This window comes from Gemmatimonas phototrophica, from assembly GCF_000695095.2.
Taxonomy (GTDB): domain Bacteria; phylum Gemmatimonadota; class Gemmatimonadetes; order Gemmatimonadales; family Gemmatimonadaceae; genus Gemmatimonas; species Gemmatimonas phototrophica.
The window spans coordinates 2,014,141-2,040,160 of the sequence record NZ_CP011454.1; the positions used below are offsets into that span (position 1 = coordinate 2,014,141).

Below are 26,020 nucleotides of genomic sequence, written 5' to 3' on the forward strand. Positions count from 1 at the left end.
CTTCAGCATGCCGCGCATTGCCATTCTCTCCAGCGCTGTCGCCGACCAGATCGCCGCCGGCGAGGTCGTCGAGCGTCCCGCGTCGGTGGTGAAGGAACTCGTCGAGAATGCCATCGACGCCGGTGCCAGCACCGTGGATATCACCATCGAGGATGGCGGACGCCAGCTGGTACGCATTGCCGATGATGGCTCCGGCATGGATCGTGATGATGCCGTGCTCGCGCTGTCGCGGCACGCGACCTCCAAAATTACGGCGGCCGAGCAACTCGTGGGGGTGCGCAGCTTCGGCTTTCGCGGGGAGGCGCTGCCAGCCATTGCCTCCGTGTCTGAACTGACCATCGAAACCGCACCCGACGATGGCGCCGGCTCGATCGTGAGAGTGGCCGGCGGTATTCTGCAAGAGACCCGCGATATCGCGCGCCGCCGCGGCACCACGGTGTCGGTGCACCGACTGTTTTTCAATACGCCTGCCAGACAGAAATTCCTGCGCAGTGCCCGCAGCGAATGGCGGGGGATTGTTGACACGGTGCAGGCCATCGCGACGTTGCGCCGCGATGTGCATTTCACCCTCCGCCATGATGGCAAGGTCGCGTTCGACCTGCCGGCTGTTGGCACATTGCGTTCGCGTCTCGCGGCGTTGTGGGGCGCTCGGGAGATGGAGCGCTTCGTTGATGTTGACGATGTACAGGGCCCTGTGCATGTCACCGGATTGGCCGAACGTCCCGCCGATGTTGGCACCGCAACGCGCCGGATCCTGCTCATTGTGAATGGGCGCCTGATTCGCGATCACGGTCTGGTTCGCGCTGCCGAGGCGGCCTACAAATCCACGCTGCCGTCTGGCGTGCGACCGTCACTGGTGCTGCAGGTACACGTGCCGGGCGGCGATGTGGATGTGAACGTCCACCCGGCCAAGGCAGAGGTGCGATTTCGCGATCGCTGGCCGATCGAACGGGCGGTGGAACAGGCCGTTCGACGGGCGCTAGGGCTCTTCGATGCCTCCGCCGGCCTTGGTGGATGGCGGACCTGGACGCCGTCCCCTTCGCCCGCGCCCGAGTGGCGTGCGGATCAACACGCCATGGAGCCGGCGGCGCTGCGAACAGCCCCCGCCCTCGACGGCTTGTTTGCCGCCAGACTCGACGGAGACGCCGCCCCGGCGTTCGATACACCACCGTGGGAAACCCACCTCGAAGCAACGGTGGGCGATGGGATGCCGGCCCCAGCTCCAATGGAGGATCCCGCCATCGAGCCGGTAGCGCCCGTCAGCGTCCCGCCGCTTATGCAGTTGCGTCGCATGTACCTCATGTTTGAACACGACGAGGGCGTGGTGCTCATCGACCAGCACTCGGCGCATGAGCGAGTACTGTATGAGCAATTCCTTGGGGTGTTGGAGCGGGGGGAGGCGCCTTCGCAGCGGTTGCTCTTCCCCATGACGCTGCACCTTGGTCCCGATGAGGCCGAGGCCTTTGAGGCCAGTCGCGACCTGTTCAACCGCCTCGGCTTCGATATTGAACATTTCGGCGGGAACACGTTGTTGGTGAACGCGGTCCCCATGCCCCATCCCCGCTTCGATGCGGAGCGCTGCCTACGGGATACACTCGCCGCGATGACCGGCGACCGGAACGCCAGCAGTCATGCCCGGCATGAACGGCTGGCGGCCACGTTTGCCTGCAAAGCCGCCATCAAGGCAGGCGACAGTATGTCACCCGGGGAGATGCGGGCCCTGTTCATCGCGCTGGCCGACACGAAGTTGCCGGCGCACGACGTGCATGGACGCAGTACCATCGTTCGTCTGTCCTGGGATGAGTTGGACCGTCGCTTTGGTCGCAAATAGCGGGACTGCGGCGCGCGCATGACCGTGCCCCTCTGTTGTGTGGTGGGGCCTACGGCCGCCGGAAAGAGTGCCTTGGCCATGGCGCTCGCCGAGGCGCGCCAGCTGGCCATCATCAGTGCCGATTCGCGACAGGTGTATTGCCGCTTCGATATCGGCACGGCAAAACCCACTTCGGCTGAGCGTGCGCGCGTGTCGCATTTCGGGGTGGATGTCGTGTCCCCCACCGAGCGCTATTCCGCGCACCGCTGGGCGCAGTCGGCCGAGCAGTGGATGCAGCAGGCGCACGAAGCTGGGGCGTCGCCGTTGGTGGTGGGCGGAACCGGCCTGTATATCCGGGCTTTGGTCCAACCCCTCGATCCGGTCCCCACACTTGATGCACAGCGGCGCGCGGCACTCGCGCCATGGCTGGCCGCGCTCCCCCTGTGGGAATTGCAGCGGTGGTGTGCGCAGCTCGACCCGTCGCGGGCCCATCTGGGGCGGACTCAACTCCAGCGTGCCGTGGAAACGGCCCTGCTCGATGGGACTCGGTTGAGCGATCGGCTCGGGCAGTCCGACACACCAGCACGACCGGTTCGCTATCTTGTGGTGGATCCGGGGGCTGCACTCGCCACACGAATTGCCGCGCGAGTTGAGGCCATGCTGGCCGCCGGGTTTGTCGAGGAAGTCGAACGTTTGAACCGGGAGATTCCCGCTGACGCACCTGCCTGGAATGCGAGTGGCTACGGGGTCATGCGGGCGGCCGTCGAAGGGACCATGTCACGGGGTGCGGCCATTGAACGGGTCATCATTGAGACACGACAGTACGCCAAGCGTCAGCGCACGTGGTTCCGCCATCAGTTGCCGGCGCCACTGGTGACCGTCGTGAATCCGCTGGAAGACAACGCACTGGATGTGGCGCTCGCATGGTGGGACGCGGCGCAACAGTCCAATGGAGCAGACAGATGAGAATCGGCATCACGTGTTATCCCACTTATGGCGGCTCTGGCGCCGTGGCAACGGAACTGGGCATCGCCCTCGCCGCCCGTGGGCACGAAGTGCACTTCATCACCTACGCACAGCCCTTCCGGCTTCCCAGCTTCCTGCCGCGCGTCTACTTCCACGAAGTAGATGTCGGTCGCTATCCGCTGTTCGAGTATCCGCCCTACGATCTCGCCCTTGCGGTGCGTATGCACGAGGTGGTCCGCGACCACCAGCTCGATATTCTGCACTGTCACTACGCCATTCCACATGCGACCAGCGCGTGGATTGCGCGCTCGATGCTGCGCGAGGAAGGACGTGACGTGAAAGTGGTGACGACGCTGCACGGGACCGACATCACCATCGTGGGGCAGGAACGCTCGTTCTTTACGATCACCAAGTTTTCCATCGAGAAGTCGCACGCGGTAACAGCCGTGTCCGATTACCTGCGAGATGAAACGTACCGGGCCTTCGGGTGTGTGGGCTGTCAGGTCGATGTCATCTACAACTTTATCGATCCCGATCTGTACGATCGTACCCGCCATATCTTCCCGATCCCTGCCGATGTCATCAAGGGGCGGCGGGTCATCATGCACATCTCGAATTTCCGCCCCGTCAAACGGGTGCGCGATATCGTGAAAACGTTTGCCCGCATCAACCTCGACGTCCCTTCAGTACTGGTCATGGTCGGTGACGGGCCGGAGCGCGTGGAGGCCGAGGCCGAAGCACGCGACCTTGGCGTGGCGGAGCACGTGCTGTTCCTGGGAAAGATTGATGCCATCGCGCCCCTGTTGGCAGGAGCCGACCTCTTTCTGCTCACCAGCGACAAGGAATCGTTTGGGCTGAGTGCACTGGAGGCAATGGCCAGCGGGGTGCCGGTCATTGGTGCCCATGCCGGCGGGTTGCCGGAGGTGGTAACCGATGGGGTGACGGGATATCTGCGTTCCGTGGGGGATGTGGATGGCATGGCCAGTGCCGGCATTGCGCTGCTGCGTGACCATGACCGCTGGAAAACCATGAGCGAAGCGGCTGCGGCAGATGCCCGCACGCGATTCAGTGAAGCGGCCATTGTCGCGCAGTATGAAGCCTTATACGAGCGCACCATCGCGCAGCCTTCTACTCTGCACTCTCTCTCCGATTCGCTGTGACGATTTTTCAGGCCATTGTTCTTGGGGTGGTGCAGGGACTTACAGAGCTCCTGCCGGTGTCCAGTTCTGCGCATCTGGCGCTGACACCGTATCTGCTCGGCTGGCAAGATCCCGGGCTCTCGTTCGACGTGGCGCTGCATTTCGGCACGCTGATGGCGCTCGCATGGTACTTCCGGGCGGAATGGGCGGAGATGACCAGAAGCGCGGTCAGCATTCTTCGGCATCGCCGGATTGAGACCATGCACGAACGGCGGCTGGTATTCCTCATGGTGGCCACCGTGCCCGCCGGCGTTGGTGGCTTACTGCTCAATGATCTCGCGAAGACCACGTTCCGATCGCCCTACATCATCGGTACTACGCTCATCGTCTTGGGCATACTCCTGTGGGCGATCGATCGCTGGAGTGTGCGCTCGCGCAGTATTGAGGAGATAACGCTCAAAGACGCCATCGTGGTGGGATGCGCGCAGGTGCTGGCCCTGGTCCCCGGTGTATCCCGTTCGGGATCAACCATCACGGCTGGACGCTTGCTCCACTTGGATCGCCCGAGCGCGGCGCGCTTCAGTTTTCTGATGAGCATGCCCATTACGGTGGCCGCAGTACTCAAGGAGGCTCCGGAGGCGATCCGGGTCGAAGGATTCTCCCTGCCGTTGGTCTTTGGCGTACTGGCTGCCGCCGTCAGCAGCTGGCTCGCCATCACGGTACTCCTGCGCTACGTGAGCAAGCATAGCTTTGGCATCTTCGCCTTGTATCGCGTGCTGTTGGCCGGCGTCGTGTTCTACACGTTGGCCATCCGCGGTCCCTCATGACGCGTCGCGTTCACAGGTAGCCCATGACAGCCCCGTCGCCCGCACTCATTCACCAAGTGGGGCTCGCGCGTCTCGACTACCATGTGCGTGTCACGTCAACCATGGATGTGGCGCACGACCTGGCGGAGCAAGGCGCACCGGCGGGCACACTGGTGCTCGCGGCAGCGCAGGAAACGGGACGCGGGCGCAGCGGCAAGTCATGGATCTCCGAGCCCAATGCCGGTTTGTGGTGCACCCTTGTGGAACGTCCGCTCGATACGCGCGCCCTCGATGTGCTGGCGTTGCGCGTCGGGCTCGCACTTGCCGAGGCGTTGACGCCGCTGGTTGACGATGTGGTGCAACTCAAATGGCCCAACGATGTGCTGGTGGCGTATCGCAAGCTGGCTGGCGTGTTGATCGAAGTGCGCTGGCGTGATGGACGACCCGAGTGGGTTGCCATTGGTGTTGGCATCAATCGGCGCGTTCCACCGACATTTCCCGACGTCGCCTGTGTTCGTGCCGATGTTTCGCGCGACGCGCTCTTGCTTGCCGTGGTCCCCGCGCTGCGACGTGCCGCCGCTGGAGTTGGGCCACTCACCCAGACGGAATGTCAGGCGTGGTCGGCTCGGGATTGTGCGCTGGGGCGCCGAGTCATCGCACCAGCTCTCGGTACGGTCGGCGGCATTACCCCCGATGGCGGGGTCCAGGTTCTGGACCTGCAGGGCTCGGTGCGAGTGCTGCACAGCGGCTCGCTGATCTTCGCGCCGGACGCCTGACGTCGGCCAATTTGGCAGCGAGATCACTGGTTTTGTCGTCTCGAGTGCCACCTCGGCAAACGGGCCTGCCTATCTGGCTTGATGCTAAGCTGTTGATTTTAATGGGTTTAACAGCTTCGTCCGCCGCTTGACGGGACCCCGTTCCCTGTCTAGGTTATACCTCGTTAGCACTCACCTGTGTTGAGTGCTAATCACAGTGAAGCACATCCTACTGTCCGTCCCCTGACACTGTTTGCAGGAGATCACCCGTATGTCCAAGGTCGCGCCGCTCGCGGATCGCGTAGTCGTGAAGCCGCTCGAAGAGGCGGAGCAGATGCGCGGAGGGTTGTACATCCCCGATACCGCCAAGGAAAAGCCGCAGCAGGGTACCGTCGTTGCTGTTGGCCCCGGCCGCTATGAGAAGGACGCCCGCGTCCCGATGGACGTGAAGGCCGGAGACAAGATCCTCTACGGCAAGTACAGCGGCACCGAAGTGACGATCGAGGGCGAGCAGCTGCTCATCCTGCGCGAGTCCGATATTCTCGCCGTCATCAACTGAACCGCACTCCAACCGTAAAGAGCTACCATGGCTGCTAAAGAACTGCATTTCAACACGGAAGCGCGCGCGGCACTCAAGCGTGGCGTTGATCAGCTGGCCGAGGCCGTAAAGGTCACGCTCGGCCCCAAGGGTCGCAATGTCGTCATCGACAAGAAGTTCGGCGCCCCGACGGTCACGAAGGACGGTGTGACGGTCGCCAAGGAAATCGAACTGGCCGATCCGATCGAGAACATGGGCGCGCAGATGGTGAAGGAAGTCGCGACCAAGACCTCCGACCTCGCCGGTGACGGCACCACGACCGCCACGGTCCTCGCCCAGGCGATTTTCCGTGAAGGCCTCAAGAATGTGACCGCCGGTTCCAACCCGATGGCGCTCAAGCGCGGCATCGAGAAGGCCGTCGCGTCGATCGTCGAAGAGCTGAAGCGCATCTCCGTGCCCACCACGGGCAAGAAGGAAATCGCGCAAGTCGGCACGATCTCGGCCAACAACGACCCCGAGATCGGTAACCTCATCGCGGAAGCGATGGAAAAGGTCGGCAAGGACGGCGTCATCACCGTTGAAGAGGCCAAGGGCCTCGAGACGACGCTGGAGACGGTCGACGGTATGCAGTTCGACCGCGGCTACCTCTCGCCGTACTTCGTCACGGATCCGGAAAAGATGGAAGCCGTTCTCGAGAACGCGCTCATCCTGATCCACGACAAGAAGATCTCGGCCATGAAGGACCTCCTCCCGGTCCTCGAGAAGGTGGCGCAGCTCGGCAAGCCCCTCCTCATCATTGCGGAAGACGTCGAAGGCGAAGCCCTCGCCACGCTCGTCGTGAACAAGCTCCGTGGCACGCTGCGCATCGTCGCCGTCAAGGCGCCGGGCTTCGGCGATCGCCGCAAGGCGATGTTGCAGGACATCGCGACGCTCACGAAGGGGCAGGTCATCTCCGACGAAGTCGGCTTCAAGCTTGAGAACGCGGTCCTCACGGACCTCGGTTCGGCCAAGCGCGTTGTGATCGACAAGGACAACACGACGATCATCGACGGCGCTGGCGAGCAGAAGGACATCGAAGGCCGCGTGAAGGAAATCCGCGCCGCCATCGACAAGAGCACGTCGGACTACGATCGTGAGAAGCTCCAGGAGCGTCTCGCGAAGCTAGCCGGTGGCGTGGCCGTCATCAACGTCGGCGCTGCGACCGAAGCCGAAATGAAGGAAAAGAAGGCCCGCGTTGAAGACGCGCTGCACGCCACGCGTGCCGCCGTCGAAGAAGGCATCGTCCCGGGCGGCGGCGTCGCACTCGTGCGCGCGCAGCATGTCCTCAAGGACGTCAAGGTCGCCGAGCGCGACGAGCAGATCGGTGTCGACATCATCCGTCGCGCCATCGAAGAGCCGCTGCGCATGATCGTGCAGAACGCTGGCGGTGAAGGCTCGATCGTGATCGAGAAGATCCGTACGGCCAAGGAAACGAGCTTCGGCTACAACGCCCTCACGGACGTGTACGAAGACCTCGTGCAGGCTGGCGTCATCGACCCGACCAAGGTCACGCGTACGGCCCTCCAGAACGCGGCGTCGATCGCCGGTCTGCTGCTCACGACCGAAGCGCTCATCGTCGAGAAGAAGGACGACAAGCCGGCGGCGCCGGCTGGCGGCCCTGGCATGGGTGGCATGTACTAAGTCGAACGCCTCGCGTTCAACCGTACCACGCCAAACACAACGGGCACCCCAATCGGGGTGCCCGTTTGTGCATTGATTCATTGATTGATTGATTCGCTCAAGCCATTGGCACGACCACGCGCACACGCGCCACGGCCCGCAGCCGTCAGGCCAGTCAGGGCAGTGGAACGACCCTGAACTGGAGGGCAGATGACAAACCCACCGCGTCAGGACGCTGCGACGTTGGACCACCTGCGGTAAAGCGGAGAGAGACCGGCACACCTGGCGTTGGTGTGGAGCCATCGCCGATAGCGAGCCAAGTCCCGCTCACCGGGAGGCCACTACCGTCCGTCGGCCACCAGCTAATCGGTGCCGTCACACCAACCGTGGGAGCCAGTCGCACCTGCAATTGCCAGCCACTGTTGCTGCGCAGCGTCACGGTGGCACGGAAGCACGTCAGGGGGGCACACCGATCAAGCGGGGCACCGCTTTCGGCGAACACCGGCTGTGTCGGTTCAAGCTTGAAAAACGCTCCGATGACCACACTGGTGACGGTCTCTATCGGCAGGGGCGCGCCGGTCGTCAGTCTCGGCGAAGGCTGGCTGACACCAGCGGCCGGGCTCATGGCCGCCCCCACCACCAAGCACACCGTGGCACATGTAGCGCGACGGCGGGAGACAGGGAGCGGGCGTCCGCAGTGCTGGCACACGGACCATCCCTTCACGGGGGACTCACCGAAAAGGAGACAGGGAGCGTGCAGTTCGCCTCCGACACCGGGCCATCTGTGAGCCAGCCCAGACCGACCCGCAAGAATACGTCACGCGGTTGCCCAGTCGTGAATGTTCCACCACTGAACACGGTTGTTGCCGAGAGACTGACCGGTGTCGTCCGCGTCGCGGAGGTCGTTCCCCATTGAATCGTCGAGGCACTCTTGTTGGTGCAGGAACCGGTCAGCGTTGCACTCAGCGCTTGCATTGAGACGCGCCACGGGGCATTCGACTGCACGAGCAACTGAATCGACCCGCTGGCATTGAACATCCCGGCGGTGTAATCGTCCACGCCAAGCTGCCCGCTGGCTGGCGTAAGGGAGAAACTTGTTCCCGGGGTCACCACCAGACGACGCGTGGCCTGAATGGTCGAACTGATATTCACTTCAAGTCGGCAGGACGAATTGTTCGAGGTGCCGGTGACGCAGGTCCCTTGCGCCAAGGATACGCCCCACGGCGTCACGGCGAGCAGCAGCAGCCCAAGCACACGCATCAGCAGAGGGGTCGTGGACACCGGGGCGCGCCTCATTGTGCTCGCGGGCGAGATGCGGGAGACGGACGCTCGATCCGAGATCGAGGGGCTTTCCGCAACCGTCGCGTCGGTGCCGGCGGAGTGCCCGGCTGCATTCGGACTCCAGGCGAGGAGGCATCAAACGTTTTCACACGAATCGGACGCGCCCGCATGCTGATGGTCACCAGCTCAGGCGTATCCGCGCCACCTATATGCACCACCGGCTCAGCGTCGGACATGCTCAACGGTTCCTCGAGTGTCGAGGCGTCGACGCCAATGGTGTACCGGCCACTGGGTAGTGCTTCCAGAACAAACCGTCCCGCCGTGTCGGCGCGGGCATAGAAGAGGCTCCCGACCGTATCGCGGGCAAACACCACGGCATCGGACAGCATCAGCGATCGCAAACGCAAGCTGTCGCTCCCACCCACATACAGGGCGACCCGAACGGGGCGAACAAATCGCAAAGCAACCGGTTCGCCATAGGTCACGTTCTGAGAGGCGGCGAGCAGTCCCACCGGGACAGTTCGTGCATCGAGGGACTGCTCTCGCTCAGCACAGCTGAAGCGTCCGCTATTGTCCGTCTGCAGCAGACGGGTGCCGCAACGGATGACCACGCCTCCCACCCCACGCTCGTTGCGATCGCGGCGGCCGTTGCCATTGTCATCGCGAAAGACCTGATTGCGTGCGCCCGACATCAGGCGTGGGAGCAAGGTGGTGCGATCCACGCGAAGGGTGTACGCCATGGGGGTGCGGCGACCACCCGCAATCATGTTCATGAACGGGTTGCGCTCCGCGGCCAGGGTAATGGAGAGCCCCATTCGCAAATCCACCGTGGCCGCGGCCCGAGCCGACCAAAACGCTGGTCCGCTCGCGCCAATCTGCAGCCGCTGCACCTCGCCTTCAAACGACAATGGCGATGAGAGGCGCGGACGCACCCGCTCGGCACGAATGTGCAGTGACTGCTGCGCTGGAAGATTGCCCGCTGCCGCCGAGAACTGCTGATAGGTCCAGTTGGCCTGCATCGTGCCGTGGGCAGTACCCCGGAGCAACGATACCGAATGATCCAGACGCCACTGCCGCGATTGCGTGTTGAAGGTACTGTCGGCGAGCGCACGGTCGATGCGCGACAGCGACGAACGTGTAATGACTGATGTCCCAAGCAGGGTGTGGGACCACATGCCGCCGCCGCTCACTTCCGTATTTCCCAGGCGCGTGTTTTCTACGGTTGAACGGAAGGTGCCCCCGCGGAGGTCAAGACCTAAGGTCCCGAATCGTGGCAGATCCACGGCAGGAGCCACCGACCACCCGCCGTTGTGCAGCGCACCCAGCAAGGGATTCGCATCACGTTGCCGCCAGCCGTTCACGGCCACAAACCCGCGTGACCCCAACGACCGCGATGCGGCGAGGCTCACCTCGTCTGTGGCCCGCGCGAAGCCGGCAGATCCGCCTGGCGCGTGAAGCACTCGTGCTTCCACAAAGGAGCGCGCGCCGGTGCGCTGGAAGGTGCTGGATACGCCCACGCCGCGCTGCAGACCAGCATCCCGATAGGCAACTTCCGTCTGCAATTGTGATCCACCGGCCTGCCCGATACCGGTCCGCACACCGTACGCCGTCAGGGTCCGACGCGTAAACTCATCATTGAGTCGGCTGCCAAACGCCGAGGCACGGAATCGTGATGAGGTAAAGCCCATCTCGGCACCTTGCAGACGCCCTGCGCCAATGGGGAGCAGGGAAGTGCTCATCGTCGTCCCGAGAGGGCGCAGATCGAAACCGCGGAGTACCAGACCGGCGCGTTCGATCGCCACCGCACCACCCAGTCCCGCCAGGTTGTAACCGCCGAGTTCTGCTTGCGGCACCATGGCGCTACCCGCCTGGATGTGTAACGCCGGGTGCCGAAGCTCAAGAACCGGCGGACCGGTCAACATCCCCGAACGCGCCAGCAGCATCCCACTGGTCCCCGATGCGTCGAGCGCACCGGCATAGCTGAGTCGCCCATTGAGGATCGTGGAATCACTCAAGTTGCCGGCAATCCCAACGGCATAGGCAGTCGCCCCCGGTTGACCAGCGGTGTGGCCACTGATCACCGAGGTGGTGACTCGGGTGCCCGCTTGCTCCCGGGCAAAATCACCCATGACATCCACCTGCAACTGGACCGTCGTGTCCCGCTCCCCGGGGCGCACCAGGCGCACGGGAAGCATGACCAGACCGCTGTTGGCCTGTGCAGGAATCCAGAGGCGCAGCGACACGGGAAGGCTTTGCCCTGGCGCGACGCGCTGGGCGCGACTCGCCGTGCGCACGTCGGCGCGCCAGTTCTGCGGAAGCCCAACGCCAACTGCGGCGAGTTCCTCGACGTTGCCGGCATTGGTCACCCGCAACGCCATCGACGTCCATCGTCCACGCGTGGCCAGCAACGACGTGGCCTCCATGGTAAGGCTGAGCTGGCGCCGGGTTGGCACGTTGAGCTCAATGGGGACCGATGCTGATATGGTACCCACCGAAAACTCCGCCGTGGCCGCGAGCGATCGCCCCGCCGGGGCGCGACGTGACACACGGAACGCCACCAGGATGGCCGTGTCCCGCACCGGGTTGATGCTGCCACTGATGGGACCGAGCACCTGCACATGACGACCGACCACCAGCCGGTAGGAGGCCGACCGCAACGTCATGGCCGCATCCAGGCGCACGGCGGCAGGAATGGGCACCCGAACAACGGTGACCTCTTCACCTTTGGTATCGGCGCGCACTGGGATGGTGCCCGAATCACTGGCCACGCGATATGGCGCCCGCGCGGCGAACGCCTGACCAGCAGACAGGGGCCGCGCCGGGACTGCCGAAACATTCGGGATGCCGTCGGACAATCCCATGGAACTGCGCGTGATACTGCGCGTGACGCTACGCGTGGCAAATGCTGTTTCGGCGTTGTTGCTCCACTGCGCTTGTGCCGCAGAGGCGCTGCCGGCGCAGAGAACGAGCGCGAGGGCAGCACGTTGCCCCAGGAGCCGTACCAGAGGGAAATCGGCCGCGGACATCGTCATCGCCCCTGACGCAACAGGAACCGCATCTCGGTCGACGTCGTACCAATCGGCGTTGTTGCCGGATTCCAGCTCAACGGGCGGCACACCCATACCACAAAGGTGGTGGCGCCGTTGGTTTGCATCAGAACGGGAGCCTGCGAAGCGTTCGGCGAGGAAACGCCCGAAACATCCAGGGGGCAGTCAGCAATCGACGTGGGTGCCGCGCCGCCGATGCGAAGGCGAAGCCCACCTGGCGGTTGCCCTTGTGCACCGAGGGTCACTTGACACGGCGTCCGACCACACTTCAGCACCGATATCGTGAAGCTGCCAAGGACAGCCACGCCATTGGCAAAGTCTGAAGCGGACGGGATTGCTGAAACAGGGGAGTACGTTACGGTGAGACAGCTGTTCGAAATTCCCGCCACGCACGCTTGCGCGTCTGAGACGGAAGGCCGGCCGGCCAGCGCAAACGTGCCCGTCGCTATCGCGACAAGCATGCGGCGCAACGTGACGGGACGGCCGAACACCATGCTCAGCGTACCTCGTGAGTGTACATGCCCGCGGCAATCTCACTGCCGCCGTAGTCCACGACACTGATCAACAGGTACCGCCCCGCCGGTAGCGTGGGCAAAACTGCCGTGGCGTGCATGGTGGCGCCTGGCAGTGCGTACATGGGAGGGAGATCGACCGTCTGCACGAGGCTGTTGTCTTCACGACGAATCTCAATGCGGGCCTTGGTCACGAAATGACGCGCGCCCTTGTTGGCAAAGGCGACAATGGCCACATCCTGATCACGTCCATTCGACTTCGTACGCGCGACCGACAATCCTTCCACTTCGCCATGGAGCGTGAGTCCTTCGGGCGCCACATACACCTTGAGCCCCGAGCGGATGTTGTACAGCAATTGACGCCCATTGGCCTGCGCGCGTGGTGCCGGCGTTTCGACAACCACCAGCGACCAGCATTCCTTGGCCCTCGATGCTGGACCGGTATAATCGATGCGTACGCTTTGTGTTTCCCCAGGCTTGAGCGTCAGCGCCTGCGGAAAGACCTGCAGCGAAGGGGCGCAACTTCCGGGCACGGTACCCGCGGGGAAGAACCGGTTGTTGCCATCGGGGGCTCGATCCCAGTCTTCAAGACGCACTACGGCCTGTGCGGCCGTCTGGCCGTCATTGCGGACGGTCAGGACACCGCTCCGCTGGTCCGTCCCGTCAGGGCGCAGAAACAGATCGAGCTTGTCGATGGCCAGCTGAGCGCTGGCACTGGACGGCACAAGCGCCGTCAGTGCGGCCACCAGAACGAAACGCGGCATGACACGCGACGTACGAAGAGGGGCTGGCGGAGTGAAAGTCATGGGGAAGTGAGCGTAAGGTTCACAGGGAGCGTGTAGGCACCCGGCGGACTGCCGGTCCATTGCCACAGCGTCCGATAGAACAGAGAAATCGTTTGCCCCGCCGTGGCCGGAGCCGCTGTGCCGGACGCGGGCCAAATGGTCGTGGCGCTCGATGAGCTGGTCCACGGACCGCCCGCCGTTCGGGCCCAGCGAAGATCTGCCGACGATTTCGCTGGATTGCTCGACGCGCCGGTGTACTGCCAGGTCGCCGCCGCCGCTTGCACCGTCACCCGGTACGGAGCGTTGGCCAGCACGGTAAGGACTGGACCTGGAGCGTCCTTCAAGCCCGCCGCAAAGTCTGCCGCTGTAAGGGCCGGCACGACGGTGGTGGCCTGACTCAATGACAGGCGAAACACCTCTGGTCGCCCCAGGCGGAGCGTGACCGTCACGGAGCAGGAGGTGCCCCCATTGCAGGCCGCCTGAGCCGATGCGGTGCGCGGAGCGAACGCTCCCAGCACCAGCACCAACCACACAGGGGCAGCAAGGGCGTGCAACATCCTCGACCTATGACGAGTGACGTTCCCCAACAGGAAGCGGGCACCGCACTTCGCGTGCACGATCATGACCGGGCGACCCCGACGACCCGGGCGGCGTCATGCGCGTGTGCGCATGCGCCACCCGGACAATCAGGTCACGGACTGGACAGCGTATAGTTGATCGCCAGCGAGTACGAACCCGGCACGTCGCTGCCCCAGCTGTACAGCACATTGTAGCCAATGTTGACCAGCGAGGCCGAAGTGGCGGCCGTCGACGTGAACACAGTCTGTCCCGCGGTGTTGCTCAGCGTCAGAAAGGTGGACGGGTTGGCCGGCAGGAAAATGCGCAGGTCCGTGGCCGGCTTGGCATAGGGTCCCGACCAGGCGGCGGTGGCCGCCGTTGCCGTTACAGTGACACCGGCGTTGGCACTCACGGTCAATGCCGTGGGGTCCGTGGTGCTCTTGCCACCAGGGGCGCCGAAGTCTTCAGCCGTAGGCGAAGGCAGCGTCGTGGCCGTGGTGATTTCCATGCGCGCCACCCACGGAATCGTGGCCGATACCGTGTTACGGACGAAGCAAGCACTGGCAGCGGCGCTGGGAGTGCCACCAGTGCAGTTGGCGGTATTCGTGGCTTGCGCCTGAGCGGTTCCCGCCAGGACGGTCGACATGGCGACCGCGGCGATGATCCGAGTGACCTTCATCGATCTACTCCGGAAGTAGGGTGTGGTCGGGGGGATTCCCCGTCTGGCTGCCCGGCGTTGGTATGGGGGGGCCGGGAACGTGATAGCCACCTCATAGAAGATCTGCCCCGGTTGTTCGTCACAAAAACTTGAATGCGTAAAAGGTCGTACCCAGCTTCCGGAAAATTGCAGATTCGCGTGATAGCAGTGCCAGCGTTGCTATTGAACAGCCAGCGTCGTCTCCCCACTGTGACGATCATTTCAATCCCGGTCCGGCGCGCCGTTAGTTCGCTAAGTGTATCAATAGCAACAGCTTGCCTACTGTCTGCCTGTCTCCCGTCAACCAGCGAACCCCCCGGTGTCACACCGGTGGAAGGGCAATGGGACGTGTCGGGGCTGTCTGCAAGTGGGGCAGGGGGCACATTTCTGGGGGGCCTCACCCTGCGCAGCACCTCCGCCAGTGGATTTACCGGCTCCTATGACGTCCTGGAAACGTCAGCCCAGGGACAGCAACGACGAGTGGCCGGGCCAGTTGGCGGCCGCATGGCTGGTGCCACGACGGTCGAGTTCGACGTGACGCTCGGCGGCAGTACGCGCCGTCATGTCGCAAGCGTCGTGGGCGATTCGCTGCGGGGCAGTTGGTTCGATGTCGCCACGGCCGGATCCGTGGAATCGTCCGGCTCGTTTCGGGCCATACGAAAAAAGTAGCGCGCCCGTTCGCCGCCGATGGTCTCCGGCAGCGTACCGCTACTGACGAACCAACCGGAATTGCAGGAGCGAGGCGATGTCGAGCTCACTTGGCAGCCGCCCACCTGGTCCTTTGAGTCGTGCACCGTAGAGGGTCACCTCAACCACCTGGGTGCGGGTCGCAGCTCCGCCCTGCAGCACGCTACTCCACACCATTGCGTTGAGATCTGCTACCGGGACGGCCGGAGCATTGATACTGCTGATCGCCAGGGAAAACCCTTGCGGTGGTCCCCACAGCTTGCTCTCCAGGCGCCACGCGGCATTCGCCTTGGCCTGTACCATCACGGAAAAACAGCGCCCTGGTGCGCACTTCGCCCGCTTCGGCGCAATCACCGAAATACCGGCCGTCCGTGCGTCGTGAACGAAGGGCACGGCCATGGAGGCGCTGGAGACTGTCCGAGGCTGGCCTTGCACCTGCTGAACCGGGCGAGACTGGCCCAACAAAGACGCGCCCACCAAGGCGAACGAGACCACCGACACGCCACACACCATCATCACCGCACGGCCATGGCGCATCAGTATGGCTCGACCGTAAAAATGAGAGGGAGCAGGCAGGTTGCGGCAGGTGCGTCGCTGGCCCAATTCAGCCCCACCCGGAAATGCACGGTGCCAGCACCGCCGCCCGTCGGACTCGCCTGGGTGAACAACAACTGGCCTGTGCCGGTACTCGGGAGCGCGTCCGTTGCGGTCGATGTCGTCGTGCCCACGGTAACGGAAGACGCCGGTTTATTGTTGCAGCCGCCAGTCAGGGTCGCAGTTGCGCTGCGCACATAGATGCGGATGTTCGCGTTGGTCCGCCACGTGAGCGTGAGAGGAGACGCCGGAACCGCGAATCCTCGTGCAAAGTCATCGGCCGTGATTATGCCGTTCGCCGGCGCCAGGGCGTACGACGCAGATGGCGCCTCCATCTGTGCCGTCACGGGGATTCTTGCCAGCGGTTCAAAAGTGGCCGAACAGGTGCGCTCACTTTCCTTCGCGAGGACAGTACACGAAATACTTTGCGCTTCGGCCAACGCCGGGAGGAGAAAACACCCGAACACCAGCAGGCGCGTGGCCGCAGGGTGCAAACGTAGAAGTTGGCGAAGAAACCGTCTCATGATTTCGGTGGCATCGGGGCAAGGGTCTTCAGACGCAGGGGACGCGGCCGGACGTCAACAGTGAGCAAGGCTGGTGTCGCTTGCCCGGACACCACGATCTCCGGCGGGGCGCCCACCAGCGTTGCGGGTTCACGCATCGCACCGGGGTCGAAGTCGAGGACGTAATGCCCCGCGGGCAACGCGTCGAAAATAAACCGGCCATCCGTCTCCATCCGCGCTTGCCACCGCGTTCCCTGATCATCGCGCACGCTGAGGATCGCCAGTCGCAATTCACTCGCTGCCAGTCGCGTGGAGTCGGCCGCGGATACCCGCAGCGCGACCACGATCGGCTGGACGTGCTGGAGCGCAACGTCGTGTGGGCCGTCAATGTTCGCAGGGGCGACGAGCCCAAGAGGGACTGTTCGCAAGTCAAGACTGCTGCGCAGATGGCCGGGACAGCTGAACATCCCCTGAAGATCCGTGGTGCTGGCGACCCCGGCGCACTCAATGGCAATGGCTGGAAGCGGTTCATCGCCACCATCAAAGCGTTGATTGCCGTTATGATCGACAAAGACCCGACGCCGCCCGCTGGCCCCGCGCCTGAACTGCGGGAGACGGGCTCGCTGCTCCAGTCGAACGCCATACGTCATGGGCGGTGGGCCACCCGTCAGCAGTCGAAGAAACGGATTGCGATCGGATGTAATCACCACCCGCGTGGTGCCCGGCAGTGGGATCGCCACTTCACTATGCACCATCCATCCGCCAGCCCTGTCGGCCGCCGACAGCGCACGCTGGGCGTCGAGCATGAGTTCCACCGGCCGGTCGAAGAGGTGGGCAATGGTCAGCCGGTCCATCCGGACACTCACGATATCCTGCCGTGCTACCCCCATCGCGATGCCCTGAAAGCCGAGCGCCGCCCACGAGACATCAATCGTACCGCGTGCGTGGCGCACCCCCAGCCTGACCTGATGCTCGCCACGACGCCCGCGCGCATTTCGAATACTGAAGCTGTCAGCCGACGTACGTCGCGCCAGCACGCCGTACGATGTCCGCACCCGGGCGTACCAGATGCCCGTCTGCAGATCCGCACTGATCGCTCCGGTCTGCTCGTCGTTGTGATAGCCAATAGGTCCACTCTGAACGGCAAACGTGGAGCCTCGCAACTCGGCATTGAGAATCCCCCACGACGTGGGCGACCAACTCGGGGTCACAAACCATCCCACGGTTTGCATGCGTCCGATCGCCGAGGCAGCATCATGCTGCAGCCACCCCCCGCTGGCCACCTGCGTAGTGGCTGAAAAACGATGGGAGAGATTGCCGGATGCTTCACTGCCGGCTCTGGCGAAGCGCTGATTCGTCCCGGGTGCATGCACCACGCGCACATCAAACGCCGAGGTCGCCGTCTGCCGTGAGTAGGCGGCCGACGCACCGGCACTTCGTCGATGGCCCTGCACGAATGACGATTGCTCATAGGGCGATCCGGGAAGGGCCAGCGAGCTGCCATCAAGGTTCCCGAGCGACCGCACGGCGGCGGCGGCAGACAATTGCCCGCCGCCGAGGCTCAGGTCAGATCCGTAGAGTGTGAGTGACCTGACGCGTTGCCACATGCGCGCATCATCGACCGCTGCCGCTTCAAGGCCCACTCGGCCACTCCAGACGCCTCGATCCAGATGCGCACCGGCCAATGTCCCGCGGCCGGTGCCCGGCAACCCGTGCATGGCCCGCATCTGGCCAAATGGCACACCACCAAATCCGCCGAGGCGCCAACGCCGACGGTTCCACGATACCTCGCTCCCGTATCCCGCCACGAAGGCTCCCGCGGGATCGCGCAGGCCAACATTCAGCGCGCCCGCGCTGATCCCGCCGGACGGCATCTGGAGCGATAACATCGGAGGCATCGTCAGGAGCCCCGCGCGAGCCAGTCCGAAGGCCGCGGCCTGATCCTGGCTATACCCAAACGTGCCTCGAAGATCGATTTGCACCGAGTCGGTGAGCTGCCCGTGCATTGCGAGACCGTAGCCCGCTGCTGGCGAAGCCGTCGGGGTATGAATCGCCATGCTTGTCAGGTCGACCGTTACCCCCTGCTGAACTTCGGATGGCACCGTGATACTGATGCTCAGCGGGGCCTCCGCCACGACCACCCCTTCGCTGAGCAGGACGACCCGCGAGGGATGGAGGCCAACGGTCGCCCCCGCCGGTATCCGCCAGCGCAACACGGCTTCCTGCGTGCTGCCAGACGGAGCACTCACGAGAGAATCCGTGAGGCTTTTCCATCCGATCGGCAGCCGCAGCCCCAATCGCAGTAACGGCGTGTGATTGCCTTGATTGCTGATGCGGACCCGTACCGAGGCCCAACTGCCGGCGGATACGGCAATGCGCGGTGTTGTCACCACCAGACTCAGTTTGTTCACGCGCGGGACTTCAATGACCACCGCCGTGGTTACGCTTGCCGACGCACTGCGAAAGGTGACCAGTGCCACTTCAGTGCTGCCTGCGTCCTGACGTTGGCTGAGGGCCACGGTCACTGGCACCGACGTGCGACCGCGATCCAGCGGCAGCACACGGTCCAACGCCGGGCCAAGAATTCGGGTGCCGCTGCTTTGCGTTACGCTGTAGCTGATGGCCGCCTGTGCAGAGGCGGCGGCGTCTCCTGGCACAATAGGAACGGGAACGCGCACGACCGCAACACCACCCGGCGCAATGGACGCGGTGATGGGGGCTGTTCGAGTTGGCGCGTCGTCGTTTGGGCGTGCCGCCGTGGCCTCTGTTACCGCGACGTCCGTACGGAACGCGGTCGGACGTTGGGCGTTCAGCTGCGCAGGGAAGGACGCGCACCACAGTGCCATCACACCCAGAAGGACGCGACTCTTCTGCCTGTCGCGCATTTACTCTCTCACCACGCGGAAGTACAGCGTTGGCGTGTATCGGGCGGGCGCGGTGGACCAACCCACCACATAGCAGAGCACAAAACTGGCCTGGCCGCTCGCTCCGCCGTTGATGGCGGTTACGGTGAGCACCGCGGGAAAGGCCGTGCTGGCGAGCGGTGGCGTTGTCGATACCGCCACGGGATTGGTGCAGGCCGCGGCATTGACCCCCCAACGCAGGTCCGTGGCAGAGAGCGTGGACCCACCGGCGGTGACGGAAATGTGCGCGCTGCACGTCCGCGTGCCGCCGCGGCGTTCGCAATTGCTGATCGATGCGGTCATCTGTCGGACCACCGCGATCCCGCTGGAGAGCGCTGTGGCCGTGACCAACGTGTCAATCGCACCACTCACGACGGTGAGGGTTTGTGCGTGAACGGGAACGGCAAAAAACACCGCGGCGGCAAAACTCCACGCGAGGTACCGGGGACGCACGTGCAGATCCCCCAGCAGACGGCAAGCGCGCCGGCGCCACATCACGGACATCAGCGGACCTCGAATTCCCGCTGGGCGGCCGCGTACTCGGCGCCGCCGTAATCGAAAATGGCCAGCACCAGGTAGCGCCCGGGGGGCAAGGCCGCCAGCGACCGACCCACACGCATAGTGGCGCCGGGCAGTGCATACACATCGGGAAGGGTGGCGGATGAGACCACGCTGTTATCATCGCGTCGCACTTCAAGCCGTCCTTGTGCCTTCACTCGACGGGAGCCTTCGTTGCGATACAGTACCGCGACCGTCAGCGAATCCGGTGAGGTCGTGGTGACATCAACAGACACGACATCGCCCCCGCCTTGAGCCCCCGGCGGTGTGACGTAGACTTTAAGGCCCATCCGCATGGTGAAGCGCAGGGCACCTCGTACTTGCGACGGTGCGGACGCGTCCTGCACGACTACCAGGCTGGTGCATTCCCGCTCACGCGCCCCGCCAGTGTATTCAACGCGAACCGTTTGCACTTCCCCAGGCGCCAGACTCAAGGTCCGGGGAAACACCTGCAGGTCGGTGCCGCAGCTCAGCGGCTGACTGCCGAGCGGGAAGAACCGATTGGCGCCATCACCGGCACGATCCCAATCCTCGATCTGCACCATCCCCTGAACCCGCGCCGTACCCGCATTGCGAACGGTCAGCAATCCGGTGCGCGCCTGTGCAGGACCAGTGGGCGCGAGATCAAGTTCGCCACGGTCAATGGAAAGCTGCGCGGTGGCCACGGTCGGCAGGAACACGCACAGCATGGCGACCGTCGTCGGACGCCAAAGCGGAGAGAGCATGAGGGTCAGGGGGCAACCAGTGTGATCTGTATCGGCATGGCGTAGTAACCGGGCGGCGTATCGCCCCAGCGCCACTGCACACGAAATTCCAGCGTCCTCGTTGTTTCCGTGCTCCCAGGCAGCACACCGGCCACAAGCGCCGCCTGACTGCGACCAATCGGTTGCCAGGGAAGACTTGTGGTGCGCCACTCCAGATCACCCACCGGCTTTGACGGATCGGCAAAGGACCCGGTGTACGCCCACTGACTCTCGACAGACGCCAGTTGCAGGGTGAATGCGAAGTTGGCACGGGCCGTCACGGTGGGGCCGGCAACCGATTGGGTTCCGGCCTGAATGACGCTCGCCGTGACCTGACCAACCGAAGTGGTTGGTGAGGACACGGTTAACGTCGCCGCATGAGGCAGGGATACGGTTGCATCAACGGCGATCGTGCAACTGGCGGTGTTCAGCTGCGTGCACGTGCTCTGGGCCCCCACCGGGGGCGCAACCCACAGGGAAACAGCGAGGAGGAGGCGCATCACGCGATGCGCGCCCTCCCCGCGACCCTTCACGGAGCGGTCAGCGTGTAGGTCACCGTGGCGTCATACGTGCCCGGCAAATCCTTCGTCCAGTCATACCGGACCCGGAACCACAACGGCAGTGTCCGCGTGCTGGTCGGCGTCGCCGTCGTGCTGGAAGCACCGGCAATCACCACACCCGACGACAGCGCGACAAAATCCGCCGAATTGTTGGCCGTCGCAATCTCGAGATCGCCCGTAGCCTTCGTGTAGCCGCTGACGGTGTTGAAACCACTGGACGTCGCCGTGATGACGTAGCCGAAATTGCTCTGGACCGTGAGTGTCGGGCCGGTCACGCTGGCCGAGACGCCGGCATCCATGTTCGCCACCGTGGCCGCCGGAAGCGTCACGGACGACGTCGAATGGTTGACGGTCGCGAGATACGGCACGAGGGCCGAAAACGTGTTCGTGACCGCGCAGGCCGTGCTGTTGAAATCGGCCTTCGCGGTTTGGTTGCAGGACGCCGTCAGCGTCTGCGCTTCGAGTGAACCCGCGGCCAGCAACATCGCGGCCGACACCAGGAGGATTCGGGTATGACGCATGTAAAGCAAACTCCGGACTGGTAAGTGAGGGGGGACTTCCACCCATCGTCGGGTGGCAGTCTCGACCGTTGCCAGATCCTTGCCGTTACGGCCGAGTGCGCCACGTGAATGACCGTTCACGATCGCAAATGACTGCCCCGTAACACCTTGTGTAATTAAGAACAGTTCATTTTTCGTCGTGGCACAAAAATTGGCTCTGTTGAATCCACGCAACGGCGTGTTGCGGATACTGTTGGATTAAAGAATACTTCATGTTGTATAGAAGTACCTTAAGTACATGATTGGCAAGCGGTTGTACGGCTGTGTCCGGCTAAAGGCCGAGGGCCAGTTGTGTGGCCGCTGGACGTCCCACCCCGCCATCTGTCCGTACGGGTGAGAGCGGCAGCCTCTGCGGTGCCGCCGACACACTGTCCCTTTTCCACCCGGCCTTGCGTAGTGCATCGCGCGACGCGCCAAGCGCCAGATCCGGTGTGTTGTTGGTCTCGCTCAGGTGCGCCAGCACCACGCCCCGAAGTCCGCGGTGGGCGCAGGCGGCCGCCAAGTGTGCCGCCTCCGCATTGGATAAGTGCCCCTGACCGCCGCTAATCCGTTGCTTCAGCGGCCACGGGTACGGGCCATTGGTCAGCAGGGCGCTGTCATGGTTCGATTCGAGGACCAACAGGTCGAGTCGGTCCAGAAAATCCGATAGGCCATCCGGCACGTGCCCCGCGTCCAGCACGATCCCGGCCCGGGCGCCACTCCGCACATCGGTCAACACCAACGCGCGACAATCAGCGGCATCGTGCGGAACCGGCGCATGTTCCACCGAAAAACCGCACACGGTCGTGGCGCCCCGCTCAGCCAGTGGAACCGTGAGCATGGGCGATCCACTCGCTTGAACGCTGAGTGCCGCCAACGTGGCCGATGTCGCATGGATGGGCCACGACCAGCGGTCACACGCGGCCGCTGCGCCACACGCATGATCCACGTGCTCGTGTGTGAGCAACACCGCGCCCACATCATCCGGAGCCCGCTGCGCGGTTTCAAACCGCTTGGCCAACGTGCGCACGCCAAAACCGGCGTCCACCAGCACGGTGCCTTCACTGCCGTCAATCAGAATGGCATTGCCACGGCTCCCCGACCCCAGCATGGTCACCGTTATCACCGCGCCCCCCACGAGGTCAGAGGCCCCCTCATCGGCGCGTCCACCGTGCGTCACCAACAGCCATGCTATGCAGCTGCTGATACCACGCACGAGCCGTCGGCGACATGTACACCTGCCGGCGGCCCATCATGCGCTCGGCGGCTTCCACAAACTTGTCGGCGGCAAAGACGCCGTACGGCGCCTCGCTGCCCCAGGAGAATGGCGCCACGGCCTTGGGTGGCATGGCGTCAAACACATTGGCGCCCGCTCCCACCACGCACCCGGTGGTCAGGCGTAGGCCTATCCCGGTCTTCGCGTGGTCACCAAAGAGGGTCCCGAGAAACTGCAATTTCGTGTCACGCACACCATCGGGGGTCCACAACGAGACCGTTCCGTACGTGTTCTTGAGGTTACTCGTAATGGTGCCGGCGCCCAGATTGACCCAGCGCCCAAGGACGGAATGCCCGACAAAGCCGTCGTGTCCCTTATTGGCGTGACCCACAAAAATTGAGGCAGAGACTTCACCGTGCACCCGGCACACATCGCCGATGGCGCATCCGGCGATCCGGTCTCCCATGACCGTAGATTGACGCCCCACATAGCACGGTCCAACGATCCGGGTAAACGCCTGCACGACGGAGCCCGCCCGCAAGAGAACGGGACCATTGCTCGTGTCGAACACGGTGTGTGGCTCTACGATGGCGCCGTCTTCGGCAAACACCGGATGGGGGCCAAGGATGGTGGTATCCGTGGCCGACAGTGGCGCGGCACCAAGGCGGGCCGCCAGCAGTGGTATGTCCGAACTCAGGACCGTCTGGAGGTGCGAGATGAGATCCCACACCTCATCCAGCCAGATGCCGGGCAAATTCGCCATCGATCCCGTACTTGGCATCACATCTTCGAGCGAGAACTGCGCATCGCGCAGCTGCTCCAGTGGCACGGGGGCGGCCAGCCGCACGGCGGCCACTCGATGATCGATGGCCATAACCGAGGCAATACTGGAGGCCGTTTGCAGCACCGGCACCGCCCGCGTGTTCACCAGCCAGGTGTTCACCGGCAGCTCGCCGTGGATGCGCGGTGGCGCTTCCCCCTCTTCAAAACCGTCCAAATGCGGAGACGACACGAACCCCTGCGCCGCAGCGCCCAGCAGGTACTGCCAGCGCTCGCGCTGCAGTAACGCGCCGACGCGCATCTCACCCAGAGGACGTGTAGTGGCAAACGGTTCGAAGCGCCGCGCGGGCGCATCATCATACAGCACGATCATCGGTCGCGAACCTCAGGGGGCAGGGCATCGAGCAGGGTTTTGAGGTCGGCGGCTTTGTCGCGTGACGTCACCATGACCAGGCCGCTCCTCGCGACCACCACAAGGTCGTGCACCCCGTACAGCACTACCTGCGTGCCATCGGCGTGCACCACGTTGCCAGTGGCCTGACAGGCCACGCTGGGGCCCAGCATGGCGTTCTCCTGACTGTCGTGCTGGCGCACCCGATGGAGCGCGGCCCACGTCCCGACATCGTCCCAGCCGAACTGCCCCGGCAGCACCAGGACACGCTGGCTGCGCTCCAGCACGCCCACATCAATCGCAATGCTCGTGACCTCGGCAAAGAATCGCGCGAGGTCGCCTTCAGACTGTTCGAGTGCCGGCTGTACTTCCGGGGTGTGCAGCCGGATCTCCTCCAGCAGATCCCCGACGCACCAGACAAAAATCCCCGAATTCCACAGATACCCGTCGGCGACCATGCGTTCAGCCGTGGCGCGGTCCGGCTTTTCGGCAAAGCGGGCGACCCGGCGCACATCGTCACGGACCAGTGCTCCGGGCTGGATATAGCCGAAGCCCGAATCTGGCCGTGACGGGACAATGCCCACCGTCACGAGTGCGCGTTCTGCCAGCGCCACCGTAGCCGCATGGTCCAACGTGGCGCGAAAGGCTGGCACGTCGCCGATGGCCCAGTCCGCATGGGTACACACCATCACCGCATCACTGCCGTCCCGCTGCGCAATGAGTTGCGCGGCCCACGCCAGCGCGGCGCACGTCCCGGCCGGTCGCGGTTCGGCAATCACATTCTCCGGCGGCAGCGACGGGTCGAGGCGCAGGACGGCATCGCGCAGGGAGGCGTTGGTCAGCACCAGCGTCCGTTCCGGTGGCGCCGACGGGCGCAGCCGGTCGATGGTGTCGCACAGCATCGGGGCATCGGTAACCAATGGCAGCAGCTGCTTGGGGCGCTCCGGAGTGGAGAGCGGCCAGAATCGCGAACCCACGCCACCGGCAAGTACCACATTCCAACGAATCATCAGCGCACCCACCCGGGTGTGAATGGAGTCATAGCGCCCCGGCGTCCCCGACGTCGTGTGGCACGACATCCGGGGCGGTGTAGGCGCGAACGCGCGCCAGCAGGCGACGGGGACTGAACGGTTTGGTCATGATTTCGGCGACGCCCAGCGTCTCCACCTCACGCAGCTGCGCGTCTTGTCCGGCCGCAGTCAGCACAATGCAGGGAAGGAGGGCCCAGCGGGCGTCCTGACGCACGATCCGCAAAATGTCGATGCCGGACATACCAGGGAGCATCAAGTCGAGGACCAGCAGCCCAATGGCCGGGTCACGCGCCAGCGTCGACAGTGCTTCCACGCCGTTTTCGGCCAGATGCACCGCGATGCCATCCTGCTCGAGCCGGGTACGGATGATGTTGCCAATGTGTGGCTCGTCGTCCACCACCAAAACGGTCACGGTGGACACGGTAGACTCGGGCATGCGAACGGCCGTGGCGCCGGTCAGACGAGCGCCGCGATCTGAGCGCGATGCCGCCGCAGTTCGTAGAGCAGCGCCGCCAGATTGGCCGTCGGCTGCAGGAGCACCAGCAGATAGACGTCCGCCGAGAGCACCGTCACCACGACGTTGCCGGCGGCGTATTCCAGCACCATCAGGCCGAAATCTCCCCGTTGGGAGGCCAGCCCCATTTCTACGGCCGCGAGGGCCATCGGGGGCACAAAGGCCGCCAGCCCCTCCGGATCAAGCGGTGCCGCGCTGTTCCCGTCTATCAACAGGCCGTCGCGGCCGAGCACGATGGCCGCGTCCACGCCTTCCCGGCGTCGCAGGGCGCTGACCAGATCACGAATGGTGGGCATGGCGGAACGCTGTCCCTCCTGCGGGGTGAAGTCAAGCGAGAACAACGTGTCCGAAGCGCTTGCCCGGACACGAGTTGAGCGGTAACCTCCGCTGCGTGTCGTACGCCGGCGTCCTCGCCGGATCACCTCTGGAAACACCATGGGCACCACCC

25 protein-coding genes are annotated in these 26,020 nt (G+C 64.2%); 7 read left to right on the forward strand and 18 right to left on the reverse strand.

Annotated elements, in window-relative coordinates; genetic code table 11:
* Positions 1-7 precede the first annotated feature (7 nt).
* The 7 genes from mutL (at position 8) to groL (ending at position 7,694) form a co-directional block, all read left to right on the forward strand.
* Positions 8-1,831: a DNA mismatch repair endonuclease MutL gene (gene mutL / locus GEMMAAP_RS08355; RefSeq protein WP_026850598.1), complete on the forward strand. Its 1,824-nt coding sequence runs from the start codon at positions 8-10 to the stop codon at positions 1,829-1,831.
* Positions 1,832-1,849: 18 nt separating this feature from the next.
* The gene (miaA, locus tag GEMMAAP_RS08360; protein WP_053334431.1) at positions 1,850-2,776 is read left to right on the forward strand and encodes a tRNA (adenosine(37)-N6)-dimethylallyltransferase MiaA; all 927 of its coding nucleotides are present in this window, start codon (positions 1,850-1,852) and stop codon (positions 2,774-2,776) included.
* Complete coding sequence (bshA, locus tag GEMMAAP_RS08365; RefSeq protein WP_026850599.1) at positions 2,773-3,936, forward strand: N-acetyl-alpha-D-glucosaminyl L-malate synthase BshA; 1,164 nt, start codon at positions 2,773-2,775, stop codon at positions 3,934-3,936. Before miaA ends, bshA begins: the two co-directional genes overlap by 4 nt.
* Positions 3,933-4,742, forward strand: coding sequence for an undecaprenyl-diphosphatase UppP (uppP, locus tag GEMMAAP_RS08370; RefSeq protein WP_026850600.1), 810 nt, complete (start codon positions 3,933-3,935; stop codon positions 4,740-4,742). The genes bshA and uppP overlap by 4 nt, the downstream gene beginning before the upstream one ends.
* A gap of 23 nt (positions 4,743-4,765) precedes the next feature.
* A complete protein-coding gene (locus GEMMAAP_RS08375; protein ID WP_053334432.1) occupies positions 4,766-5,497 on the forward strand; it encodes a biotin--[acetyl-CoA-carboxylase] ligase in 732 nt (243 codons plus the stop codon).
* A gap of 250 nt (positions 5,498-5,747) precedes the next feature.
* Positions 5,748-6,035 carry a co-chaperone GroES gene (locus tag GEMMAAP_RS08380; protein WP_026850601.1) on the forward strand — a complete coding sequence of 96 codons (288 nt, stop codon included), beginning with the start codon at positions 5,748-5,750 and terminating at the stop codon, positions 6,033-6,035.
* A gap of 27 nt (positions 6,036-6,062) precedes the next feature.
* Positions 6,063-7,694 carry a chaperonin GroEL gene (groL, locus tag GEMMAAP_RS08385; RefSeq protein WP_026850602.1) on the forward strand — a complete coding sequence of 544 codons (1,632 nt, stop codon included), beginning with the start codon at positions 6,063-6,065 and terminating at the stop codon, positions 7,692-7,694.
* 154 nt (positions 7,695-7,848) lie between these two features.
* Here groL and GEMMAAP_RS20300 read toward each other — a convergent pair whose 3' ends face one another.
* From GEMMAAP_RS20300 to GEMMAAP_RS20525, 18 genes are all read right to left on the reverse strand, one after another.
* Positions 7,849-8,298 (reverse strand): hypothetical protein, encoded by a 450-nt coding sequence (locus tag GEMMAAP_RS20300; RefSeq protein WP_145979061.1) that lies wholly within the window; start codon positions 8,296-8,298, stop codon positions 7,849-7,851.
* Between the two features lie 95 nt (positions 8,299-8,393).
* On the reverse strand, positions 8,394-8,954 hold the full coding sequence (locus GEMMAAP_RS08390; RefSeq protein WP_145979062.1) for a hypothetical protein: 561 nt from the start codon (positions 8,952-8,954) through the stop codon (positions 8,394-8,396).
* Between the two features lie 11 nt (positions 8,955-8,965).
* The gene (locus tag GEMMAAP_RS08395; RefSeq protein WP_026850604.1) at positions 8,966-12,076 is read right to left on the reverse strand and encodes a COG1470 family protein; all 3,111 of its coding nucleotides are present in this window, start codon (positions 12,074-12,076) and stop codon (positions 8,966-8,968) included.
* A 421-nt stretch (positions 12,077-12,497) separates the two neighbouring features.
* Positions 12,498-13,277: a fimbrial biogenesis chaperone gene (locus GEMMAAP_RS08400; protein WP_026850605.1), complete on the reverse strand. Its 780-nt coding sequence runs from the start codon at positions 13,275-13,277 to the stop codon at positions 12,498-12,500.
* A 38-nt stretch (positions 13,278-13,315) separates the two neighbouring features.
* On the reverse strand, positions 13,316-13,855 hold the full coding sequence (locus GEMMAAP_RS20305) for a hypothetical protein (protein WP_026850606.1): 540 nt from the start codon (positions 13,853-13,855) through the stop codon (positions 13,316-13,318).
* Between the two features lie 134 nt (positions 13,856-13,989).
* A complete protein-coding gene (locus tag GEMMAAP_RS08410) occupies positions 13,990-14,535 on the reverse strand; it encodes a hypothetical protein (RefSeq protein WP_026850607.1) in 546 nt (181 codons plus the stop codon).
* A 726-nt stretch (positions 14,536-15,261) separates the two neighbouring features.
* A complete protein-coding gene (locus tag GEMMAAP_RS08420) occupies positions 15,262-15,777 on the reverse strand; it encodes a hypothetical protein (RefSeq protein ID WP_026850608.1) in 516 nt (171 codons plus the stop codon).
* Entirely contained in the window at positions 15,777-16,328 is a 552-nt protein-coding gene (locus GEMMAAP_RS08425; RefSeq protein WP_026850609.1) for a hypothetical protein, read from the reverse strand. The genes GEMMAAP_RS08420 and GEMMAAP_RS08425 overlap by 1 nt, the downstream gene beginning before the upstream one ends.
* Positions 16,329-16,354: 26 nt before the next feature.
* Positions 16,355-19,186 carry a hypothetical protein gene (locus GEMMAAP_RS08430; RefSeq protein ID WP_145979063.1) on the reverse strand — a complete coding sequence of 944 codons (2,832 nt, stop codon included), beginning with the start codon at positions 19,184-19,186 and terminating at the stop codon, positions 16,355-16,357.
* Positions 19,187-19,222: 36 nt separating this feature from the next.
* Positions 19,223-19,744: a hypothetical protein gene (locus tag GEMMAAP_RS08435; protein ID WP_026850611.1), complete on the reverse strand. Its 522-nt coding sequence runs from the start codon at positions 19,742-19,744 to the stop codon at positions 19,223-19,225.
* Positions 19,744-20,523 carry a fimbrial biogenesis chaperone gene (locus tag GEMMAAP_RS08440; RefSeq protein ID WP_145979064.1) on the reverse strand — a complete coding sequence of 260 codons (780 nt, stop codon included), beginning with the start codon at positions 20,521-20,523 and terminating at the stop codon, positions 19,744-19,746. Before GEMMAAP_RS08440 ends, GEMMAAP_RS08435 begins: the two co-directional genes overlap by 1 nt.
* 5 nt (positions 20,524-20,528) lie before the next feature.
* Positions 20,529-20,903, reverse strand: a complete 375-nt coding sequence (locus GEMMAAP_RS08445; protein ID WP_145979065.1) for a hypothetical protein — start codon at positions 20,901-20,903, stop codon at positions 20,529-20,531.
* A gap of 167 nt (positions 20,904-21,070) precedes the next feature.
* The gene (locus GEMMAAP_RS08450; protein WP_026850614.1) at positions 21,071-21,622 is read right to left on the reverse strand and encodes a hypothetical protein; all 552 of its coding nucleotides are present in this window, start codon (positions 21,620-21,622) and stop codon (positions 21,071-21,073) included.
* A gap of 310 nt (positions 21,623-21,932) precedes the next feature.
* A complete protein-coding gene (locus tag GEMMAAP_RS08455; protein WP_053334433.1) occupies positions 21,933-22,820 on the reverse strand; it encodes an MBL fold metallo-hydrolase in 888 nt (295 codons plus the stop codon).
* Positions 22,795-24,009, reverse strand: a complete 1,215-nt coding sequence (locus GEMMAAP_RS08460; RefSeq protein ID WP_026850615.1) for a putative sugar nucleotidyl transferase — start codon at positions 24,007-24,009, stop codon at positions 22,795-22,797. Before GEMMAAP_RS08460 ends, GEMMAAP_RS08455 begins: the two co-directional genes overlap by 26 nt.
* A complete protein-coding gene (locus GEMMAAP_RS08465) occupies positions 24,006-25,106 on the reverse strand; it encodes a mannose-1-phosphate guanylyltransferase (protein WP_082821180.1) in 1,101 nt (366 codons plus the stop codon). The genes GEMMAAP_RS08460 and GEMMAAP_RS08465 overlap by 4 nt, the downstream gene beginning before the upstream one ends.
* A complete protein-coding gene (locus tag GEMMAAP_RS08470) occupies positions 25,066-25,494 on the reverse strand; it encodes a response regulator transcription factor (protein WP_053334434.1) in 429 nt (142 codons plus the stop codon). Before GEMMAAP_RS08470 ends, GEMMAAP_RS08465 begins: the two co-directional genes overlap by 41 nt.
* 20 nt (positions 25,495-25,514) lie before the next feature.
* Positions 25,515-25,868 (reverse strand): roadblock/LC7 domain-containing protein, encoded by a 354-nt coding sequence (locus GEMMAAP_RS20525; RefSeq protein ID WP_026850617.1) that lies wholly within the window; start codon positions 25,866-25,868, stop codon positions 25,515-25,517.
* Positions 25,869-26,020: the final 152 nt, after the last annotated feature.

Excerpts from the sequence above, each read along its gene's own strand:
- mutL (WP_026850598.1), top strand. The coding sequence starts at position 8 with ATGCCGCGCATTGCCATTCTCTCCAGCGCTGTCGCCGACCAGATCGCC.
- miaA (WP_053334431.1), top strand. The coding sequence starts at position 1,850 with ATGACCGTGCCCCTCTGTTGTGTGGTGGGGCCTACGGCCGCCGGAAAG.
- bshA (WP_026850599.1), top strand. The coding sequence starts at position 2,773 with ATGAGAATCGGCATCACGTGTTATCCCACTTATGGCGGCTCTGGCGCC.
- GEMMAAP_RS08375 (WP_053334432.1), top strand. The coding sequence starts at position 4,766 with ATGACAGCCCCGTCGCCCGCACTCATTCACCAAGTGGGGCTCGCGCGT.
- GEMMAAP_RS08380 (WP_026850601.1), top strand. The coding sequence starts at position 5,748 with ATGTCCAAGGTCGCGCCGCTCGCGGATCGCGTAGTCGTGAAGCCGCTC.
- groL (WP_026850602.1), top strand. The coding sequence starts at position 6,063 with ATGGCTGCTAAAGAACTGCATTTCAACACGGAAGCGCGCGCGGCACTC.
- GEMMAAP_RS20300 (WP_145979061.1), bottom strand. The coding sequence starts at position 8,298 with ATGAGCCCGGCCGCTGGTGTCAGCCAGCCTTCGCCGAGACTGACGACC.
- GEMMAAP_RS08395 (WP_026850604.1), bottom strand. The coding sequence starts at position 12,076 with ATGGGTGTGCCGCCCGTTGAGCTGGAATCCGGCAACAACGCCGATTGG.
- GEMMAAP_RS08400 (WP_026850605.1), bottom strand. The coding sequence starts at position 13,277 with ATGCCGCGTTTCGTTCTGGTGGCCGCACTGACGGCGCTTGTGCCGTCC.
- GEMMAAP_RS20305 (WP_026850606.1), bottom strand. The coding sequence starts at position 13,855 with ATGTTGCACGCCCTTGCTGCCCCTGTGTGGTTGGTGCTGGTGCTGGGA.
- GEMMAAP_RS08410 (WP_026850607.1), bottom strand. The coding sequence starts at position 14,535 with ATGAAGGTCACTCGGATCATCGCCGCGGTCGCCATGTCGACCGTCCTG.
- GEMMAAP_RS08420 (WP_026850608.1), bottom strand. The coding sequence starts at position 15,777 with ATGCGCCATGGCCGTGCGGTGATGATGGTGTGTGGCGTGTCGGTGGTC.
- GEMMAAP_RS08435 (WP_026850611.1), bottom strand. The coding sequence starts at position 19,744 with ATGTCCGTGATGTGGCGCCGGCGCGCTTGCCGTCTGCTGGGGGATCTG.
- GEMMAAP_RS08440 (WP_145979064.1), bottom strand. The coding sequence starts at position 20,523 with ATGCTCTCTCCGCTTTGGCGTCCGACGACGGTCGCCATGCTGTGCGTG.
- GEMMAAP_RS08450 (WP_026850614.1), bottom strand. The coding sequence starts at position 21,622 with ATGCGTCATACCCGAATCCTCCTGGTGTCGGCCGCGATGTTGCTGGCC.
- GEMMAAP_RS08460 (WP_026850615.1), bottom strand. The coding sequence starts at position 24,009 with ATGATCGTGCTGTATGATGATGCGCCCGCGCGGCGCTTCGAACCGTTT.
- GEMMAAP_RS08465 (WP_082821180.1), bottom strand. The coding sequence starts at position 25,106 with ATGTCGTGCCACACGACGTCGGGGACGCCGGGGCGCTATGACTCCATT.
- GEMMAAP_RS08470 (WP_053334434.1), bottom strand. The coding sequence starts at position 25,494 with ATGCCCGAGTCTACCGTGTCCACCGTGACCGTTTTGGTGGTGGACGAC.
- GEMMAAP_RS20525 (WP_026850617.1), bottom strand. The coding sequence starts at position 25,868 with ATGCCCACCATTCGTGATCTGGTCAGCGCCCTGCGACGCCGGGAAGGC.